Source organism: Pseudofrankia asymbiotica, from assembly GCF_001983105.1.
Classification (GTDB): domain Bacteria; phylum Actinomycetota; class Actinomycetes; order Frankiales; family Frankiaceae; genus Pseudofrankia; species Pseudofrankia asymbiotica.
On sequence record NZ_MOMC01000017.1, the window covers coordinates 80,795 to 97,966 of the forward strand.

At 73.8% G+C, this 17,172-nt stretch carries 14 protein-coding genes; 7 read left to right on the top strand and 7 right to left on the bottom strand.

Going from position 1 to position 17,172, the window contains the following annotated elements; translation table 11 throughout:
• The first annotated feature begins 452 nt into the window (after positions 1-452).
• Positions 453-734 (top strand): HU family DNA-binding protein, encoded by a 282-nt coding sequence (locus tag BL253_RS10150; protein WP_076815783.1) that lies wholly within the window; start codon positions 453-455, stop codon positions 732-734.
• A gap of 103 nt (positions 735-837) precedes the next feature.
• On the opposite strand, the gene BL253_RS10155 is transcribed toward BL253_RS10150, so the two are convergent.
• Positions 838-3,111 carry an RNA degradosome polyphosphate kinase gene (locus BL253_RS10155; RefSeq protein ID WP_076815785.1) on the bottom strand — a complete coding sequence of 758 codons (2,274 nt, stop codon included), beginning with the start codon at positions 3,109-3,111 and terminating at the stop codon, positions 838-840.
• 216 nt (positions 3,112-3,327) lie between these two features.
• Between BL253_RS10155 and BL253_RS10160 the strand changes: the two genes are divergently transcribed.
• Both BL253_RS10160 and BL253_RS10165 read left to right on the top strand, forming a co-directional pair.
• The gene (locus BL253_RS10160; RefSeq protein ID WP_096335964.1) at positions 3,328-4,281 is read left to right on the top strand and encodes a transglutaminase family protein; all 954 of its coding nucleotides are present in this window, start codon (positions 3,328-3,330) and stop codon (positions 4,279-4,281) included.
• Positions 4,282-4,815: 534 nt separating this feature from the next.
• A complete protein-coding gene (locus BL253_RS10165) occupies positions 4,816-6,297 on the top strand; it encodes an EAL domain-containing protein (RefSeq protein ID WP_241834680.1) in 1,482 nt (493 codons plus the stop codon).
• A 65-nt stretch (positions 6,298-6,362) separates the two neighbouring features.
• Here BL253_RS10165 and cofC read toward each other — a convergent pair whose 3' ends face one another.
• Complete coding sequence (gene cofC, locus BL253_RS10170; protein WP_076815787.1) at positions 6,363-7,085, bottom strand: 2-phospho-L-lactate guanylyltransferase; 723 nt, start codon at positions 7,083-7,085, stop codon at positions 6,363-6,365.
• Between the two features lie 183 nt (positions 7,086-7,268).
• On the opposite strand from cofC, the gene BL253_RS10175 reads away from it, so the two are divergent.
• The gene (locus BL253_RS10175) at positions 7,269-8,336 is read left to right on the top strand and encodes an NAD(P)H-dependent glycerol-3-phosphate dehydrogenase (protein ID WP_076815789.1); all 1,068 of its coding nucleotides are present in this window, start codon (positions 7,269-7,271) and stop codon (positions 8,334-8,336) included.
• A 74-nt stretch (positions 8,337-8,410) separates the two neighbouring features.
• Here BL253_RS10175 and murA read toward each other — a convergent pair whose 3' ends face one another.
• Positions 8,411-9,871 carry a UDP-N-acetylglucosamine 1-carboxyvinyltransferase gene (murA, locus tag BL253_RS10180; RefSeq protein ID WP_241834681.1) on the bottom strand — a complete coding sequence of 487 codons (1,461 nt, stop codon included), beginning with the start codon at positions 9,869-9,871 and terminating at the stop codon, positions 8,411-8,413.
• 403 nt (positions 9,872-10,274) lie between these two features.
• Here murA and BL253_RS10185 point away from each other — a divergent pair, with 403 nt between their 5' ends.
• The gene (locus tag BL253_RS10185) at positions 10,275-11,441 is read left to right on the top strand and encodes a D-alanine--D-alanine ligase family protein (protein WP_076815791.1); all 1,167 of its coding nucleotides are present in this window, start codon (positions 10,275-10,277) and stop codon (positions 11,439-11,441) included.
• Between the two features lie 48 nt (positions 11,442-11,489).
• Here BL253_RS10185 and BL253_RS10190 read toward each other — a convergent pair whose 3' ends face one another.
• Together BL253_RS10190 and BL253_RS10195 are read right to left on the bottom strand one after the other, a co-directional pair.
• A complete protein-coding gene (locus tag BL253_RS10190; RefSeq protein WP_076815793.1) occupies positions 11,490-11,957 on the bottom strand; it encodes a DUF3515 family protein in 468 nt (155 codons plus the stop codon).
• Positions 11,958-11,961: 4 nt separating this feature from the next.
• On the bottom strand, positions 11,962-12,195 hold the full coding sequence (locus BL253_RS10195; RefSeq protein WP_071050585.1) for an Lrp/AsnC family transcriptional regulator: 234 nt from the start codon (positions 12,193-12,195) through the stop codon (positions 11,962-11,964).
• A gap of 406 nt (positions 12,196-12,601) precedes the next feature.
• Between BL253_RS10195 and thiD the strand changes: the two genes are divergently transcribed.
• The gene (thiD, locus tag BL253_RS10200) at positions 12,602-13,510 is read left to right on the top strand and encodes a bifunctional hydroxymethylpyrimidine kinase/phosphomethylpyrimidine kinase (RefSeq protein ID WP_076815795.1); all 909 of its coding nucleotides are present in this window, start codon (positions 12,602-12,604) and stop codon (positions 13,508-13,510) included.
• 84 nt (positions 13,511-13,594) lie between these two features.
• Here thiD and BL253_RS10205 read toward each other — a convergent pair whose 3' ends face one another.
• Positions 13,595-14,044, bottom strand: a complete 450-nt coding sequence (locus BL253_RS10205) for an SCP2 sterol-binding domain-containing protein (protein WP_076815797.1) — start codon at positions 14,042-14,044, stop codon at positions 13,595-13,597.
• Between the two features lie 271 nt (positions 14,045-14,315).
• Positions 14,316-14,504, bottom strand: coding sequence for a 50S ribosomal protein L28 (gene rpmB / locus BL253_RS10210; protein ID WP_007516655.1), 189 nt, complete (start codon positions 14,502-14,504; stop codon positions 14,316-14,318).
• Between the two features lie 296 nt (positions 14,505-14,800).
• Here rpmB and BL253_RS10215 point away from each other — a divergent pair, with 296 nt between their 5' ends.
• The gene (locus BL253_RS10215; RefSeq protein WP_076815799.1) at positions 14,801-17,095 is read left to right on the top strand and encodes an ATP-dependent DNA helicase RecG; all 2,295 of its coding nucleotides are present in this window, start codon (positions 14,801-14,803) and stop codon (positions 17,093-17,095) included.
• Positions 17,096-17,172: the final 77 nt, after the last annotated feature.

Genomic DNA, 17,172 nt, shown 5'->3' on the forward strand with positions numbered 1-17,172 from the left:
CCAGACGGTCTCGGGAAGGGCTTCTGGTAGGACGGGGTTCCTGGCCCGCCGGTGCCGTTCTACCCGAGCGCGCCGAAAGAACCAGCGATCTGAGTGTCGCGCCACGGACAGAGTGGGCAGCGACACTGACCCCGCCGCGAATGCCTCGCGCTACGCGCTCAGGGATGAACGGGACCGCGTCGGTCGCGGCGGCGGGCGACCAAACGGTGACGGAACGTCTGAAACAGCTCGGAAATCGGCAGGTTGATTGTGCTGATCGTGTTCGGCTGTGYGCCGCAACTGAAGAGAGTGATCTGGTCGCCGATTGTCCCGAACCCGCTGACGTGCGGGTTTGTGTGACGCGACACGCTTCTGGGAATTGCCCTCGACAGTAGAGATGCCTACGGTGCAGCGCAGTGTGATGCCCGATCTGCTCCCCACCCCGCACCCGCGGGGGGTGTCCGGAGGTTGTTGTGAACAAGTCCCAGTTGGTTGACCAGATTGCTCAGCAGATCGAAGGCGGCCGGTCGAACGCGACCAAGGCTGTCGACGCGGTGTTCCACGCGATCCAGGAGGCCGTCTCCGCCGGCGAGAAGGTGACGATCACCGGCTTCGGTGTCTTCGAGCGGGTGGAGCGCGCCGAGCGGACCGGGCGCAACCCGGCGACCGGCGAACCGGTTCACGTCCCCGCGTCGGTCGTGCCGAAGTTCCGCCCGGGCTCGGACTTCAAGTCCAGCGTCTCGTCCAACGGCTAGCTCCTAGCGCGAGCGGGCCGCGTCGGCCCGCCGTGTTTCACCTCCGGAGAGGCGGCGAAAAACGGCGGGCCGCGCCGCCGGGTCTCGGCTCAGGCGCGGCGGCTCAGGCGCGGCGCAGTGCCCAGACGGCGAGATCGGCCTGGTAGTCCGAGAGACGGTTCTCCTGCGGCCCGGTGACGTGGCGCTCCCACTGGCCGTCCGGCCCGAGGTCCCAGGCGGAGACGCCGGGCGAGAACGCGTGGTCGAGCATCCGGCGCAGCTCCGTCCGGTTGTCGGCCTGCGTCACCCGGACCAGCGCCTCGACCCGGYGGTCCAGGTTGCGGTGCATCATGTCCGCGCTGCCGATCCAGACCTCGTCCAACGAGGTGAAGTCGAGGACCCGGCTGTGCTCGAGGTAGCGGCCGAGGACCGAGCGCACCAGCACGGTCTCCGACAGGCCAGGTACTCCGGGACGCAGCGCGCAGATGCCGCGCACCAGGCAACGCACCGGCACGCCATCCCGGGACGCCCGGTAGAGCGCGTCGATGATCTGTTCGTCGACGAGGCTGTTCACCTTGATCCGGACCCCGGAGGGCTGGCCGGCCCTGGCGGCGGCCGCCTCCCGCTCGATCCGTTCGACGATGCCGTCGCGCATGCGCTCGGGGGCGACCAGCAGCGACCGGTACACCGTCTGGCGGCTGTAGCCGGTGAGCACGTTGAACAGGTCGGTCAGGTCCGCGCCGACCTCCTCGTCCGCCGTCAGCAGGCCGAGGTCCTCGTAGAGCCTGGCCGTCTTCGGGTTGTAGTTCCCGGTGCCGACGTGGCAGTAGCGGCGCAGGCCGTCCTCCTCCTGGCGGACGACCAGGCAGGTCTTGGTGTGYGTCTTCAACCCGATCAGGCCGTAGACGACGTGGCAGCCCGCCCGCTCCAGCTCCCGTGCCCACCGGATGTTGGCGCTCTCGTCGAACCTCGCCTTGATCTCGACGAGCACGACCACCTGCTTGCCCGCCTCGGCCGCCGCGACCAGCGCGTCCACGATCGGCGAGTCGCCGGAGGTCCGGTACAGCGTCTGCTTGATCGCCAGCACCCGGGGGTCGGCCGCGGCCTGCTCGATGAAGCGMTGGACGGAGGTGGTGAACGAGTCGTACGGGTGGTGGACGAGCACGTCGCGCTCGCGCAGCACCGCGAAGAAGTCCGCCGCCTCGCCCGCCTCGGTGACCAGGCTCGGGTGGGTCACCGGTACCCGCGGGGGGAACTTCAGCTCAGGCCGGTCGAGGTCGAACAGCGCCCACAGCACCGACAGGTCGAGCAGGCCGTGCACCCTGTGCACGTGCCGGGGCGAGACCTCCAGCTCGCGGCAGAGCATCTTCAGCAGGCCGTCGTCGATGTCCGCGTCGACCTCCAGGCGCACCGCCGGGCCGAAGCGGCGGCGGGCGAGCTCACGCTCCAACGCCTGCAGCAGGTCCTCCGCCTCGTCCTCCTCGACCTCGAGGTCGGCGTTGCGGGTCACCCGGAACATGTGGGAGTCGACCACCTCCATGCCCGGGAACAGCTGGGACAGATGGGCGGCGATCACCTCCTCCAGCGGCACGAAGCACGCGTAGCGGTCGGGATCCGGCTCCTTGGGGCCGCCCTCGCCGCTGTTGCCCGCACCGTCCAGGCCGGCCGCCTCGTCGCCGGCGGCCATGGCGGCGGCGTCCTCGGGGGAGAGGTCCACCCGGATCAGCCGGGGAACGTTCTGGGGCACCTTGACGCGGGCGAAGCGCTCGACCTCGTCGCCCGGGTCCCGCACCGTCACCGCGAGGTTCAGCGACAGTCCGCTGATGTACGGGAACGGGTGCGCGGGGTCGACGGCGAGCGGGGTGAGCACCGGGAAGATCTGGTCGTGGAAGAACTCGTGCAGGCGCTGCTGCTGCTCGGTGGTCAGCTGGTGCCAGAACCGGATGCTGATGCCCGCGTGCACCAGCGAGGGCAGCACCTCGTCGGTGAAGCAGCGGATCGCGCGGTCGGTGAGCTGGGCGGTCTTGCCGCTGATCAGGTCCAGCTGCGCCCGGGGGGTCAGCCCGTCGGCGGAGCGGACGGCGAGCCCGGTCGCCTCCCGCCGCATCAGCCCGGCGACCCGGACCATGTAGAACTCGTCCAGGTTGCTCGCGAAGATCGCGAGGAACTTGGCCCGCTCCAGCAGCGGAGTGCTCACGTCCTCCGCCAGGGCCAGCACGCGCGCGTTGAAATCCAGCCAGGATGTCTCGCGGTTGATGAACCGGTCATCCGGCAGGTCGGAGGGCATCGGGGGCCGGGGCGCCTCCAGCGGCTCGAGCAGGCCACTGCGGGGCTTGYGCCGCAGATCTGAGCCCTGTTCGGACTGGTTGTTGGACCTCGTCACCACCAGCTCGGCCATGTCAGCGATGGTGCCAGCCGGAGGTGAACTCGGCAGCCGATCCCGGTGTCCTGCACTGGTCGTCACACGGCGCTTCCGGTCCAGTGCGCCAGGGTAGCTGCTCCGGCGACCCCGGGTAGATCGTTCGTTAATGAGCGGGAAACACTGGGAGCGGACCATAATCGAGGGTCGGAGTCGCCGCACCCAGGCTCGGCGGGGAAGGGCGGTGCGCTGACCGTGCAGGACCTGCTGTCCCGGCCACCCACCGCCGTCGACGCCGGCGGGGAGGCCCTGGCCGCGGCCGGGCGGGTGACCTACCGGATCCGTCAGCGGTTTCGCTACAGCTACGACGGCCCCGCGCGCGACCTGGCGCACCGCCTGGTTGTGCTGCCGCCGCGCCGCCACGGCGACCAGACCGCTCGGCACGGGGAGCTGGCCGTCTCGGCGGCCGCGGCGTCGGTCCGCTGGGAACGCGGGCCCGACGGGGCGCGGACCGCGACCGTCCTGCTCGACGAGGTGCCCGCCGTCCTCGACTTCGACGTCACGGCGATCGTCGAGCGCGGCCCGTCCGCCGGCTGGCCGGCGCTGCCGGCGTCCGTGCTCACCGGCCGGCGGCTGCACACACCGACCCCGCTGACCACCCCGGACGAGACGCTCACCGCTGTCGCGAGCCGGCTCGCCGGCCCGGACCCGCTGACCACCGCGCGCCGGTGCTGCGCGTGGGTGTTCGAGAACATCGCGTACCGCCCGGGCGCGACCCACGTCGGGACGACCGCCGCGCAGGCGGCCGCTGGCGGCGCCGGCGTCTGTCAGGACCAGGCGCACGTGATGATCGCGCTGTGCCGGGCGGCGGGCCTCCCGGCCCGGTATGTGCTCGGCCACCTGGTCGGTGACGGTGAGTCGCACGCGTGGGTCGAGGTGGTGCTGCCCGACGGCTGGGCGCCGCCTCCGCCCGGCCCGTCGACGGCGGGCCAGGCCCGGGCGGCCTGGGGGGCGCCCGGCGGCGCTGGCGCCGTGGCCGTGGCGCTCGACCCATGCCACAACCGGCTCGCCGACCGCCGGTACGTGACCATCGCGGCGGGTCGGGACTACCAGGACGTCATGCCGACCTCCGGCGCGTACCGAGGCAGCGGCCGGGGTTCGCTCACCGCGAGCCAGCGCGTCGACGTCATCGACCTGAGCGAGGGCTGAGCGCCCCACCGCCCGTAGGCCCGGAGCGCGCGCCCGGCACTCGCGGCCGGACGCCTGCCGCGGACGCTCCCCCCGGGCCGCCCGGGCGGCCAGGACCTGGACCACGGACCTCGTCGGCGTGTCGCGACACGCCGACGGTGACCCGTGGCGGCCCTCACCGCGCATCCGCCGCCCGGCCATCACCTGCCTGCCGATTCCGGTCTCCGCCGGCCTTCGACGGCCCGCGCGATGGTCCACTTGATCGCCACTTCGGCGACTGTTCGTGATTCATTCGCCACCCGGTGCAGTGTTCCGCCGCAGTACGGATACGGTGCGTGTCAAAGTGTGCGCGGGTTGGATGCACGACTGGCATGACTGCCCGTCGGCCTGACCTGTCCTCAGCGGGATCGCGGCGGGGACAGGCGGCCAGCACCCGGCCCGGGGACACCGTTCGGAGGCGCGCCTGTGCGGGCGCGCCCGGCTCGAGCGCGCGCGGGTGGTGGGGCCGAGCGCGGCGGGCACCGCGCGGTGCGGGAGAGGGAGGCGGCTCAGGCCGTGACACACATCGACGCCGTGAGACGGTCCGCGGCCGCGGGCAGCACCCTGGGCGCGCCTGGCTCGCTGGGCATCAGCGGGCCGCTGGGCCCGGGCGGAGTCCTCGCCACCGGCCTGCCAGTCGGCCTGCCAGCCGGCCGGCACGCGCCGCCCCGCCGCCCCGCCGGGGCGGCGCCGACCGTCTCGGTCCCGGCACGGCCGGCCTCCCTGGTGCCGCTGCTCGCGGCCCTGGTCGCCGGGCTGGCGCGGGTCGTCACCGACGACGGCGCCGTGACGATCGTCGAGGCCGGCGCCGCCGGCGCGGGTGTCGCCGCGACCGGAGTGGCCGGCTGGTCGCTGTGGAGGGCGACGGCTCCCGACCGCGGCTGGCTCGGCCGCCTGACGATGACGCTCGCGGGCTGGACCGTCCTGCAGGCCGTGGGCGTGGGGCTCGGCCCCACGCCCGGGTCGGGGTTCGCGCGGGCGACGGTGGCGGCCGGGGCGCTCGCGGCGCCGCTGCTCGCCGCCGCGGCCCTCGTCGCCCTGCCGCGGCCGTTCCCGCCCGGCCTCGCCGCGACCCGCGGCCTGGGAGAGGGCGTCAGACAGGCGGGGAAGCGGGTCGTGCAGGCCGAGGGGGGCCACGCCGGCAAGGTGACGGGGGCGGCCCTGGGCGCCCGGCTGGCGGAGGCGCTCGTGACCGTGCGCCGCCACGGCTGGGACGAGGCTGGATTCGACGTGCACTACCAGCCGATAGTGCGGCTGGTGGATGGCGCCGTGGTCGGGCTGGAGGCGCTGGCGCGCTGGACCGAACCGGGGCGCGGCCCGGTGTCGCCGCTGACGTTCGTGGCCGCCGCCGAGGACGGGGGCCTGGTGGGGACGCTCGACGAGCTCGTGCTGGGCCGGGCCTGCGCCGAGGTAGCCGCGGTGCTCCCGGCGACGCGCGGCGTCCCCGCGACCCGGCTGCACGTCAACATCTCCGCCTCGCGGCTCGGCGACCCCGCGTTGCCCGACGTGTTCGCCAGGGCCTTCGGCGCCAGCGGCCTCGACCCGCGTCGGCTCGTCGTCGAGATCACCGAGACGTACCGGATCGCCGACCTGGCCGCCGCCGCGCGGGTGCTGGAGGCCATCCGCGCGCTCGGGCCGAGCATCGCGGTGGACGACGTCGGGGCGGGGCACACGAACCTCGCGGCGCTGCACGAGCTGCCGGTCAGCGTCGTGAAGCTCGACCGATGCCTGATCGAGAACCCGCTCGGCCCGGGGCGGGCCTCGCGGCTCGGGCGTTCGGTGATCACGGTCGCGCGCTCGCTGGGTGCCGTGGTGGTCGCCGAGGGCATCGAGCGGCGGGCGCAGCGCGCCGACCTCGCCCTGCTCGGCTGCGAGCTGGGACAGGGCTACCTGTTCGCGCGCCCGGCGCCGCTGGCGACGCTCGCGCCGCTGCTGGCGGTCGCCGCGCCCGTCGCGCCGCTCGCCGGCTCGGCGGTCGGCGCGTACCTGAGCTCGTGAGGGCTGGCGGGCCTGGGCGGTCGCCAGCCCGGCCTCTCCTCGCGGCCCCTGCCCGCGCGGTGAGGTCAGCCGGCGTTCGCCGCGGCCGTGGCGAGCGCGGCGCTGGTCGCCGGGCCCACGCCCAGCAGCCGCGCCGCCGCGAGGTCCACGACCGTGTCGACATCGCGGCGCAGACCGGGAACGCTGGCCGCGAGCCCGCCGGTCAGGTCGACGGCGCCCGACCGCACGTGCAGCGCGTGGCTGTCCTCGCCGAACCGCGGGAGCAGCTCGCTGCCCGGCGCCGCGCACAGCAGGACGGTGCCTGTTCCGGCGGCGTCGGCGAGGACCGCGCGGCCGGTCGGCGGCGCCGCCAGCAGCGCGGCGCGCAGCTCGGCCGGGCGCAGCGCGGCGAGGTCGGCCGACATCGCGGCGACGCCATGCCCCGGCCAGCGTCGCGTGGCGACCCTGGCGCCGTGCCGCAGCGCCGCGTTGAGCCCCCGGTCGGGCAGGTCGGGCACGGCCAGCACCGGTGCCCAGCCTCCGTGGCCCTGGCCCGCGGGGCCGTCCTTCGCGACCTCACCGCCGTCCACGGCCTGAGCCGTGATCGCGGCGCTCGCCGCCGGGTCGTTGGTCACCAGCAGCACGCCTGTCACGACATCACGACCGACGGCCGCCGCCGCGGCGGCGGTGTCGGTCGCCATCGCGAGCGCGAGCAGCGCCCGGCCCGGGTGCTCCAGGCGGCTCTTGGCCGCGCCCAGCCGCTTCAACGGCAGCACGACGATCCACCCCTTGGGTCGTCCGCCCGCCACGACCCGACCATATGGGCTCGTCTGGCCTGACGAGACGTCGAGACCACGTCCGGCGGGTGCCGCGGTGGGTCGTGGCGCGGTGGCGGCGGCGCCGCGCGGGGGGCGCTGACATAACGTCGGCCCAAGCCCGGTCTGGCTGAGCTGGTCGACGAGCCGGTTACGAGTGGATGAGACTTCGGCAGCATGACGACGAACGGCAGTGACGGTGGCGGTCCGCTGCGGGCGGCCGCGGTACTCACCGCCGGGTCGTGGGGAACGGTCTTCGCGAAGATCCTCGCGGACGCCGGGCGAAGGGTGATGCTGGTCACCCGCGACGACGCGCTGGCGGCGACGATCAACCGGGAGCACCAGAACCCGCGGTACCTGCCCGAGGTCCGGTTACCGGACCGGGTACTGGCGACGTCGGACCCGGCCGAGGCGTTGGCCGGGTCCGACCTGGTGGTGCTGGCCGTGCCCGCGCAGGTGCTTCGCCCGGCGCTGGCCGTCTGGGCGCCGCTGGTCGAGCCGACGGCGATCTACGTGAGCCTGATGAAGGGCATCGAGAGCGGCAGCAGCCGGCGGATGAGCGAGGTGATCGGCGAGATCGCGGGCTGCGGCCCGGAGCGGATCGCGGTCGTCAGCGGGCCGAACCTGGCCAGGGAGATCGCGGTCGAGGACCCGGCGGCGACCGTGATCGCCAGCGCGTCGGCCGCGACCGCCGCCGCCGTCCAGGCCGCCTGCTGGACGCCGTACCTGCGCCCGTACACCAACACCGACGTCATCGGCTGCGAGCTCGGCGGCGCTACGAAGAACGTCATCGCGCTCGCCGCCGGGATGGTCGAGGGCCTGGGGTTCGGGGCGAACAGCGTCGCGTCGCTCATCACCCGGGGGCTCGCGGAGACCTCCCGGCTGGGGGTGGCGCTGGGCGCCGATCCCATGACCTTCGCCGGGCTCGCGGGGCTGGGGGACCTGGTCGCGACCTGCTCCTCGCCCCTGTCGCGCAACCGCACCGTCGGCGAGAAGCTCGGCCGCGGGATGACGCTGGAGGCGGTGCTGGCCGAGCAGCGCCAGGTGGCGGAGGGGGTGCGGTCGTGCCGCCCCCTGCTCGCGCTCGCCCACCGGCTCGGCGTGCACATGCCTATCAGCCGCCAGGTGGAACGGGTCCTCTATGACGGCCTGCCGCCGCTGGAGGCGGTCAAGGAGCTGATGAGCCGAGAGCCGGGACCGGAGAACCGCTCGGGGGCGCCGGTCCCGCCGCGGGAGGCTGGCTGACGCCATCCGCGCTGTTGGCGTCATCCCCGGTCGCCGGCTGGCCCCGGACGGTGCTCAGGGCCAGCCGGCCGGTTTCAGTCTCCGGGCGGCGGGGCCGGCTGGGCCGGGACGTCAAGGGGCAGCGTCTCGATGAGGGCACCGATCGAACGGAGCTTGCCGACCGGGTCCTCATAGCCGCGCTCGAGGAAGCGGGTGCCCGAGATCGTGCTGGCGCCGCCCGCGACCAGCGCGGCCAGGACGTAGGCGAAGCCGGCGCGCAGGTCGGGGATCTCCAGATCGCCGCCGACCAGCGGGGTCGGCCCGGACACGACCGCCGAGTGCTCGAAGTCCCTGGCCGCGAACCGGCACCCCTTGCCGCCGAGGCAGGTCGTCGAGAGCGCGATGCTCGCGCCCATCTCGTTGAGCTGGCGGGTGTAGCCGAACCGGTCCTCGTAGATCGTCTCGTGGACCACCGACGCGCCCCGGGCCTGGGTGAGCAGCACGACCAGCGGCTGCTGCCAGTCGGTCATGTAGCCGGGGTGGACGTCCGTCTGCACGTGGGTGGCGGTGAGCTCGCGGGCCCGGTAGAAGGTGATCCCACCGTCGGTGACCTTGAACTCGCCGCCGAGGCGGCGCAGGTGGTTCAGGAACGTCGCGACGTGCTCCTGGTGAGCGCCCTGGACGTCGACGCGGCCGTTCGTCGCCACCGCGGCGGCGGCGAACGAGGCGACCTCGATCCGGTCGGGGATCGCGGTGTGGTCGGCGCCGTGCAGCCGCTCCACCCCCTGGACCACGATCGTGCGGTCCACCTCGACGTCGACCAGGGCACCCATCTGCTGCAGGAACAGGATGAGGTCGATCACCTCGGGCTCGACCGCGGCGTTCGAGATCACCGTCGTGCCCTTCGCGCGGACGGCGGCGAGCAGCAGGTTCTCGGTGGCGCCGACGCTCGGGAACGGCAGCTCGACGTGCGCGCCGTGCAGGCCCAGCGTCTTGACCTGCACCGACCGGAGCTGCTCGACGATCTCCGCGCCCATCGCGCGCAGCCCGGCCAGGTGGAAGTCGACGGGGCGCTTCCCGATCCGGCAGCCGCCGGGCAGCGGCACGACCGCCTCGCCCACCCGGTGCAGCAGCGGTCCCATCATCAGGATCGGGATCCGGTTGACGCCCGAGTAGGCCTCGGACAGCGACGCGTCGGCGATCCGCGGCGTCGCGATGCGCACCCGGTGGTCGTCGAGCCACTCGACCTGCGCGCCGAGCTCGGCGAGCATCCCGAGGACGACGTCGACCTCGACGATGCGGGGGACTCGCGCCAGCGTGCACGGCTCGTCCGTCAACAGCGTCGCGACCAGGAGCTTGGTCACCGAGTTCTTGGCGCCGGATACCTCCACGGAGCCGACCAGCGGCTGCCCGCCGACGATCCGGTACCGGTGCCGGTCGCCGGCGGACGGGGCCAGTAGCGGCGCCAGGGGACCGGCCGCGGCCTGAGACGTCTCCCGCCGGAAGGCGACGGGGTCAGGCGTCGGCGGGGAGGATTGCTGGGAGGTCTGGGGCATGGGGCGGCTTCCTCGCGGTCGGGGCGGGTCTCCCGGGGGTTCGGGGCGCCCCTCGGGCGGATGGGCGGGCCATGAGGCGCCGGGCTGCGCGGCGACCTTCCTGGCCCACCCTCGGGATGCGGGCCAAGGCGGAATGCGCGATCACTCTCGGTCGCGATCCGGTGGTCCAAGGGCTTCGGGCCGACGACAGTCGGCCCCGGGAATTCAACCAGACGGCCGTGGGCGGGTGACCCGGCGCCACCCGGTTGGCGCTGGACACCACGTGTCGCCCACACCACGTCCCGCCTGGACACCACGTCTCGCCCACCTCGCGGTCTCGCCCGCGTCACGCCTGGCCGCCGCGGGTCCGGGTCAGCGGGACGAGGTTCCCTGGCCGCGACAGACCGTCGGTTACTGTCCCCGCATGGCTGGCTTCGCGCGAAGGCCCAGGGTGGCGATCGTGTTCGGCGGGCGCAGTGCTGAGCACGCGGTCTCCTGCGTGTCCGCGCGCGGCGTCCTGGCGGCGGTGGACCGGGACCGGTATGAGGTCGTCCCGGTCGGCGTCGCGCCGGACGGGCAGTGGCTGGTGCTGCCTGACGACCCGGCGGTGCCGGCCGGGGGCGGCCATGAGCCGCCCGAGGTGCGTCCGGGTGCCGGCCAGGGCGTCGTCCTCGCGCCCGGCCCCAACGGGGCCGCTCTCGTCGCGCTGGACCCCGTCGCGGGGGCCGTGGCCGTGCCCGCCTCGGCGGCCGGGAACGCCGGCGGCGAGCGCGGCGGCCCGGACAGGCCCGGCGGCCTCGACCTCGACGTGGTCTTCCCGGTGTTGCACGGCCCCTACGGCGAGGACGGCACGATCCAGGGCCTCCTGGAGATGGCCGGGCTGCCCTACGTCGGCTCCGGGGTGTTCGCCAGCGCCGCGGCGATGGACAAGCAGCACATGAAGGTCCTGCTGTCGGCGGCCGGGCTGCCGGTCGGCCCGTACGCGGTGCTGCGGGCGGGGGAGACCCTCTCGGAGACCGACAGGGCGCGTCTGGGCCTGCCGGTGTTCGTCAAGCCCGCACGGGGCGGGTCGAGCATCGGGATCAGCCGGGTCGACGCCTGGGAGGACCTGGACACCGCGATCAAGGTCGCGCGCGGGTCGGATCCGAAGGTGCTCGTCGAGGCGGCGATCGCCGGCCGGGAGATCGAGTGCGGTGTGCTCGACCGGCTCGGCGGCGGCGAGCCGGAGACCAGCGTCCCGGCGGAGATCGTCGTCGACTCCTCGGCCGGTTTCTACGACTTCGAGGCCAAGTACGCCTCGTCGAACACCCGCCTGGACGTCCCCGCCGACCTGCCCTCCGAGACCGCCGCCCGGGTGCGCGCCGTGGCGGCCGCCGCGTTCCGCGGGCTTGACTGCGCCGGCCTCGCCCGGGTCGACGTCTTCGTCACCCCGGCGGGCGATGTGATCATCAACGAGGTGAACACGATGCCGGGCTTCACGCCCACCTCGCTGTTCCCCAGGATGTGGGCGGCCAGCGGCCTGGACTACCCGGCCCTGGTGGAGCGCCTCATCGAGCTGGCGCTGCGCCGCGGCGGCGGCGGCCCGCGGTAGTGACTGGCGGTAGCTCCCGGCGTCGTGTCCCCTGCCCCGCGCCAGGACTCATGGCGTGGTGTCGACGGTGTGGGCCAGCACGGCGGGGTTGACGGCCGCGATCACGTTGTAGGGCACGACGTCGTCCGGAAAGGTCAGCGTCACCTGCGGCCGCCTGGTCGGCGTCGACCAGCGTGACCTTCCGTCCGCCTCCTCCGGGAACCAGCGCACGCCGTCGTGTTCGGAGACGACGGAGTCCGGCCGGTAGGCCGTGGCGACGCCCTCGACCCCGCAGGTGAGCAGGACGGGCGCGGAGCCGAACGCGGCCGCGGCCGCCCCTCGCGGAGTGACCTCGCGCCGGTCCAGCCCCTCGCCGAGCGAGTCGGGCAGTGCGTCCAGCAGAGCCCGGCACGACGCGGCGGCCGCGCCGGTGGGCGCCGGCGCGCCCGTCACCGTCACCGTCCTGGGCCCGCCCGCGCATCCCGCGGCGAGAAGCGCCATCGCGGCCGCCAGGCCGGCCGCTCGCCAGTTCCTCATCCGGTCAGAAATGCACGACCGGGCAGGTCAGCGTGCGGGTGATTCCTTCGACGGCCTGCACCCGGGCCATGACCAGCTTGCCCAGATCGTCGACCGAACTCGCCTCCGCGCGCACGATCACGTCGTACGGGCCGGTGACGTCCTCCGCCTGCGTGACACCGGGGATCTGCTCGATCTCCTTCGCCACCGACGCGGACTTGCCGACCTCGGTCTGGATAAGGATGTACGCGTGAACCACAGACACTCCCTCGTCGACGTCGACAGYCCGTCGAACAGAAGTACGGGCCGAGAGACGGTAACAGGCAATCGGCCTCCGGGAGAGGCTCCCAGCCGAAGGAACTGCTGTGAACGCGCGAGTCTCCGTGCCGCCTGAGGGCTTGACCGGCCTCGGTTCGGGCGACGGCGCCACCACCGCGGAACAATCACGACCCCCAATCTGTGATTGATACCACCATGCGTTTGTCGGGCCAAGGCCGAATCTGGGTCCAGGTGGGCGAACCGCCGGGTTGGCGCGGTCGCGCGGAGCGGTTCCGCGGGCCTGGGTGACAACATGGCCATGACCGGTGTGACGGAGGAAATGTGACCAGCGTGACAGGCGAAGCGGCGAGGCCGACCGCGGGCGGGGCCACCTCCGGGGCATCACGATGACGTCGACCTCGGCCGTCACCGCCATTCCGCGGTCCGGTGCCGCGCCCCCGCGGGTGCTCGCGATCGCGGGTTCCGACTCCGGTGGCGGCGCCGGAATCCAGGCGGACCTGAAGACGGCCGCCGCTTTCGGCGTGCACGGGATGACGGCGGTCACGGCGGTGACCGCGCAGAACTCGGTCGGCGTCCAGGGAGCGTGGGAGCTGCCGGCCGAGGCCGTGCGGGCTCAGATCGTCTCGGTGGTCAGCGACATCGGCGTGGACGCGGTCAAGACCGGCATGCTGGCCACGCCCGAGCTGGTCCAGGTGGTCGCCGAGGAGCTGCGGGGGCTTTCGGCGCCGCTCGTCGTCGACCCGGTCGGGGTGTCCAAGCACGGCCACCGGCTGCTGGAGCCGGCCGCCGTGTCGGTGCTGCGCGACCTGCTCCTGCCGCTGGCCATGGTGACGACGCCGAACCTGAACGAGGTGGCCCTGCTGACCGGCGTCGAGGTGCGTGACGAGGCCGGGCTGTGGCGGGCCGCCGAGGCGATGCTGAGCCTCGGGCCGCGGTGGGTGCTCGTGAAGGGCGGGCATCTGCCCGGCGAGGCGGTCGACCTGCTCACCGATGGGACGACCGAGGTCGTCCTGCGGGCCGACCGCGCCGACAACCGGCACACCCACGGGACGGGTTGCACGCTCGCCTCGGCGATCGCCGCCGGGCTCGCGATGGGGCTCGACGTTCCGGCGGCGACGCGGGCCGCCAAGGACTACGTCACCGGCGCGTTGCGGGTGGGGTTCGCCCTGGGGGCCGGGATCGGGCCGGTCGATCACGGCTGGCGGTGGCGGGCCGCGCCGGCGACGCCCGTCGCGCCGGCGGGCGGGGAGGCGCCGGCACCCCCGGTCGCTCCTTCTCACCGGCTGGCCAGGTAGCGGCCGGAGGGCTGCTCCCGAACCGGGCCAGGCCGCGGGGCGCGCGATGGTACCGAGGCCTCGCGCGCCCGGACGTCCCGTGGATCAGGGGGTGGGGAAATCGAACCAGCCGAGCACCTTGCCACCGAAGATCATGTCTCCGCTGATCTTCAGCTTGCGGGTGAGGAACATCTTGGTCGGGTCGGCCGTGCCGCTGATCAGCTTGACGAAGCGGACGCCGTCGAGGGTGACGGTCACCTTGGCGTTCTCGACGGGCTGGCGGTTGATGACGCAGGCGCCGTCGCGGATGACCATCTCGTAGTTGTCGGCGCCGCCGCCCGGCCGGTCGGTGATGTGGAAGTGCACCACCGCGTTCTGGTCCTTGATCTTGTTCGGGTCGGCCTGCTTCGCCATCCGGTCGAGGTACTCGTCGAGGAGGACGGATCGCTCCGGCCCGCTCATCAGGTCCTCGAGTGACGCGTCGGAGAGACCGGCGGTGTAGGAGACCAGTTGCTCAAGGCTGAGCGTGTTCAGGTCCGGCAAGGTCTGGGACATGTCGGCGGCTCCGGTACAAGAGGGTCCGAGAAACGATCCCTCTCATATCAGCACGTCCGGGTCGGCGTATCGCCACGGGCACCCGCCTGATCGCCAGCCGGTGGTGAGCCGTTGTCGCCGCGCCCGATCCCGGACCGGCGRCCCGGCCCCGGCGATCCGGGAGTTCCGGTGGGGCGCCCGGCACGCGAAAAAGAGGCGCCACATGCGCGGCGCCTCTTTCCGGAGATATTCGCCCCAGGCCAGCGGGCCGGGGCTTGTGGTGCCGCGCGTCCTACGCGCGGGTGACCTTGCCCGCCTTGATGCACGAGGTGCACACGTTCAGACGCTTGGGGGTGCGGCCGACGAGGGCGTGCACGGTCTGGATGTTGGGGTTCCAGCGCCGCCGCGTGCGCCGGTGGGAGTGGGAGACCGACATGCCGAAGCCCGGTCCCTTGCCGCAGACGTCGCACACCGAAGACACGAGAAACACTCCGCCGAAAGGTTGTTGATGAAGCCGCGGCCGGGGTTCCGGCCGCGCTGGCCCGCCGCTGGCGCCCGCCCGCGAGCAGATGCCGGCGGACGAGTGGTGCCGAACGGGCGCCGAAACAACCCGGACACGGCGGTGCTCACTGAAGGCTACCGCAGAGACAGCGCGACCGGCGTCTGGGCCGCCGTCGGTCCCCACGGGTCCCTGAGGTGCCCGCGAGCCGCGGCGGGCGGCGCGGCCAGGTGGCACGCGGCGCCAGACTGTCGCTGTCCGGGTGCAGTATCGGGAATGTGATCGAGCTGGACACCCCGCTGCGGCACCTGCTGCCGGCGAAGGACGCGAAGCGGCTGGGCGAGCGCCCGCTCGAGCTGGTCACCGTCGCCGACCTGCTCGAGCACCTGCCGCGGCGCTACCACCGGCGTGGGGAGCTGACCAACCTCGCCGACCTCGTCGAGGGCGAGGCCTCCACCGTGCACGCGCGCGTCGTCAGGAACGAGAGCAGGACCGCCCGCACCGGACGGCGCTACGCGGTCCTGACCGTGACGGACGGGACCGCCCAGATGACCGTCACCTACTTCAACCCGGCCAGGTCGCCGGCCCGCCGGCTGTCGACCGGCTCCGTGGCGGTGTTCTCCGGCAAGGTCGACCGGTTCAACCAGCGCCTGCAGATGGTCAACCCGGAGACGCACCCGCTGGAGGACGACGACGGCCCGGGCGACGACCCGGACCGGTGGGCCCGGGCGCTGGTGCCGATCTACCCGGCCACCGAGCAGGTCAACTCGCCGGCGATCGGTCGCTGCGTGCGGGTGCTGCTCGACGGGCTGGGCGAGGTGGCCGATCCGCTGCCGGCCGACCTGCGGGCCCGCTACCGGCTGGTCGACCTGCGCAAGGCCTACGAGCTGGTGCACCAGCCCGAGTCGAAGGGCGACGTCGAACGCGCCCACCGGCGGCTGAAGTGGGACGAGGCGATGACGCTCCAGGTGATCCTCGCCCGCCGCCGCCACGAGATCTCGGCCATGGCGACGATCGCCCGCAGGCCACGTCAGGACGGCATCCTCCCGGCCTTCGACTCCCAGCTGCCGTTCGCGCTCACCGACGGCCAGCGCGAGGTCGGGGCGACGATCCAGGCCGAGCTCGCCCAGCCGGTCCCGATGCACCGGCTGCTGCAGGGCGAGGTCGGGTCGGGCAAGACGGTGGTGGCGCTGCGGGCCATGCTCACGGTCGTCGACGCCGGCGGCCAGGCCGCCCTGCTCGCGCCGACGGAGACCCTCGCGGTCCAGCACTACCGGGGTGTCCGCGCCCTCCTCGGCGGTTTCGGGCGGGCGGGGGAGCTGGACGAGACCCCGCCCGCGACCAGGGTCGCGCTGGTCACGGGCTCGCTCGGCGCCCGGGCGAAGCGGGAGGCGCTGGCGGCGGCCGCGGACGGTGGTGCCGGCCTGGTGATCGGCACGCACGCGCTGCTGCACGAAGGGGTCGCGTTCCGCGACCTGGGGCTCGTCGTCGTGGACGAGCAGCACCGCTTCGGGGTCGAGCAGCGCGACGCGCTGCGCGCCCGGGCGACCGACCCCCCGCATGTGCTGGTGATGACGGCCACGCCGATCCCGCGCACGGTCGCGATGACGGTGTTCGGCGACCTCGAGGTCTCCACCCTCACCCAGCTGCCGGCCGGCCGTTCGCCGATCGCCACGTTCGTCGTGAACGCCGCCGAGCATCCGAGCTGGCGTGACCGGATCTGGGGCCGCATCCGTGACGAGGTGGCCGCCGGTCACCAGGCCTATGTCGTCTGCCCGCGGATCAGCTCCGTGGTGGCCGGCCAGGACGATGACGCCGATGAGGGGGACCGGCTCGAGCCGGAGGCCGGGCCGGGCGGAAGCGCACCGGGCCGCGGGCCGGGCTCGCGGACGGGTCCGCCCGCCGCGGCGGCGGCCGGCCGGGTCGAGGAGCCGGGGTTCGGAGATGGAGCGGGTTCGCTCGCCGGGGTTGGAGTCGAGGAGCTGCTGCCCTGGCTCGCCGAGGGGCCGCTCGCGGGCCTGCGGGTCGCCGCGCTGCACGGCCGGCTGCCGGCGGACGTCAAGGACGCGGTGATGACCAGGTTCGCGGCCGGCGAGGTCGACGTGCTGGTCGCGACGACCGTGATCGAGGTGGGCGTGGACGTCCCCAACGCGACGGTGATCGCCATCATGGACGCGGACCGGTTCGGCGTCTCCCAGCTCCACCAGCTTCGCGGGCGGGTCGGGCGTGGGAAGGCCGCCGGAGTCTGCCTGCTGCACACGGAGGTCGACGGCGACACGCCGGCCACCCAGCGGCTCGCCAACGTCGCGGCCACCACCGACGGCGCCGAGCTCGCCCGCCTCGACCTGGGCCAGCGCCGTGAGGGCGATGTGCTGGGCGCCAGCCAGTCCGGCCGGAGCCGCACGGTGCGCCTGCTGGAACTGCTCAAGGACGAGCGGCTGATCCTGGATGCCCGGGAGGAGGCCGGCCGCCTCGTCGCCACCGACCCGGATCTCGCGTCCCACCCGGCCCTGGCCCGCCGCGTCGCGCTGGCCCTGGACGACCGTCCCGTCGAGTACCTCGAGAAGGGCTAGCCGGAGGGCACGCGATGATGGCGGAGCCTCGCGTGCCCGGACGGATTGGAGTACCGAGCCACATGCCACGCCGGACC

Coding starts and splice junctions, on each gene's coding strand:
- BL253_RS10175 (WP_076815789.1), top strand. CDS start 7,269: ATGACGACGAACGGCAGTGACGGTGGCGGTCCGCTGCGGGCGGCCGCG.
- murA (WP_241834681.1), bottom strand. CDS start 9,871: ATGCCCCAGACCTCCCAGCAATCCTCCCCGCCGACGCCTGACCCCGTC.
- BL253_RS10185 (WP_076815791.1), top strand. CDS start 10,275: ATGGCTGGCTTCGCGCGAAGGCCCAGGGTGGCGATCGTGTTCGGCGGG.
- BL253_RS10190 (WP_076815793.1), bottom strand. CDS start 11,957: ATGAGGAACTGGCGAGCGGCCGGCCTGGCGGCCGCGATGGCGCTTCTC.
- thiD (WP_076815795.1), top strand. CDS start 12,602: ATGACGTCGACCTCGGCCGTCACCGCCATTCCGCGGTCCGGTGCCGCG.
- BL253_RS10205 (WP_076815797.1), bottom strand. CDS start 14,044: ATGTCCCAGACCTTGCCGGACCTGAACACGCTCAGCCTTGAGCAACTG.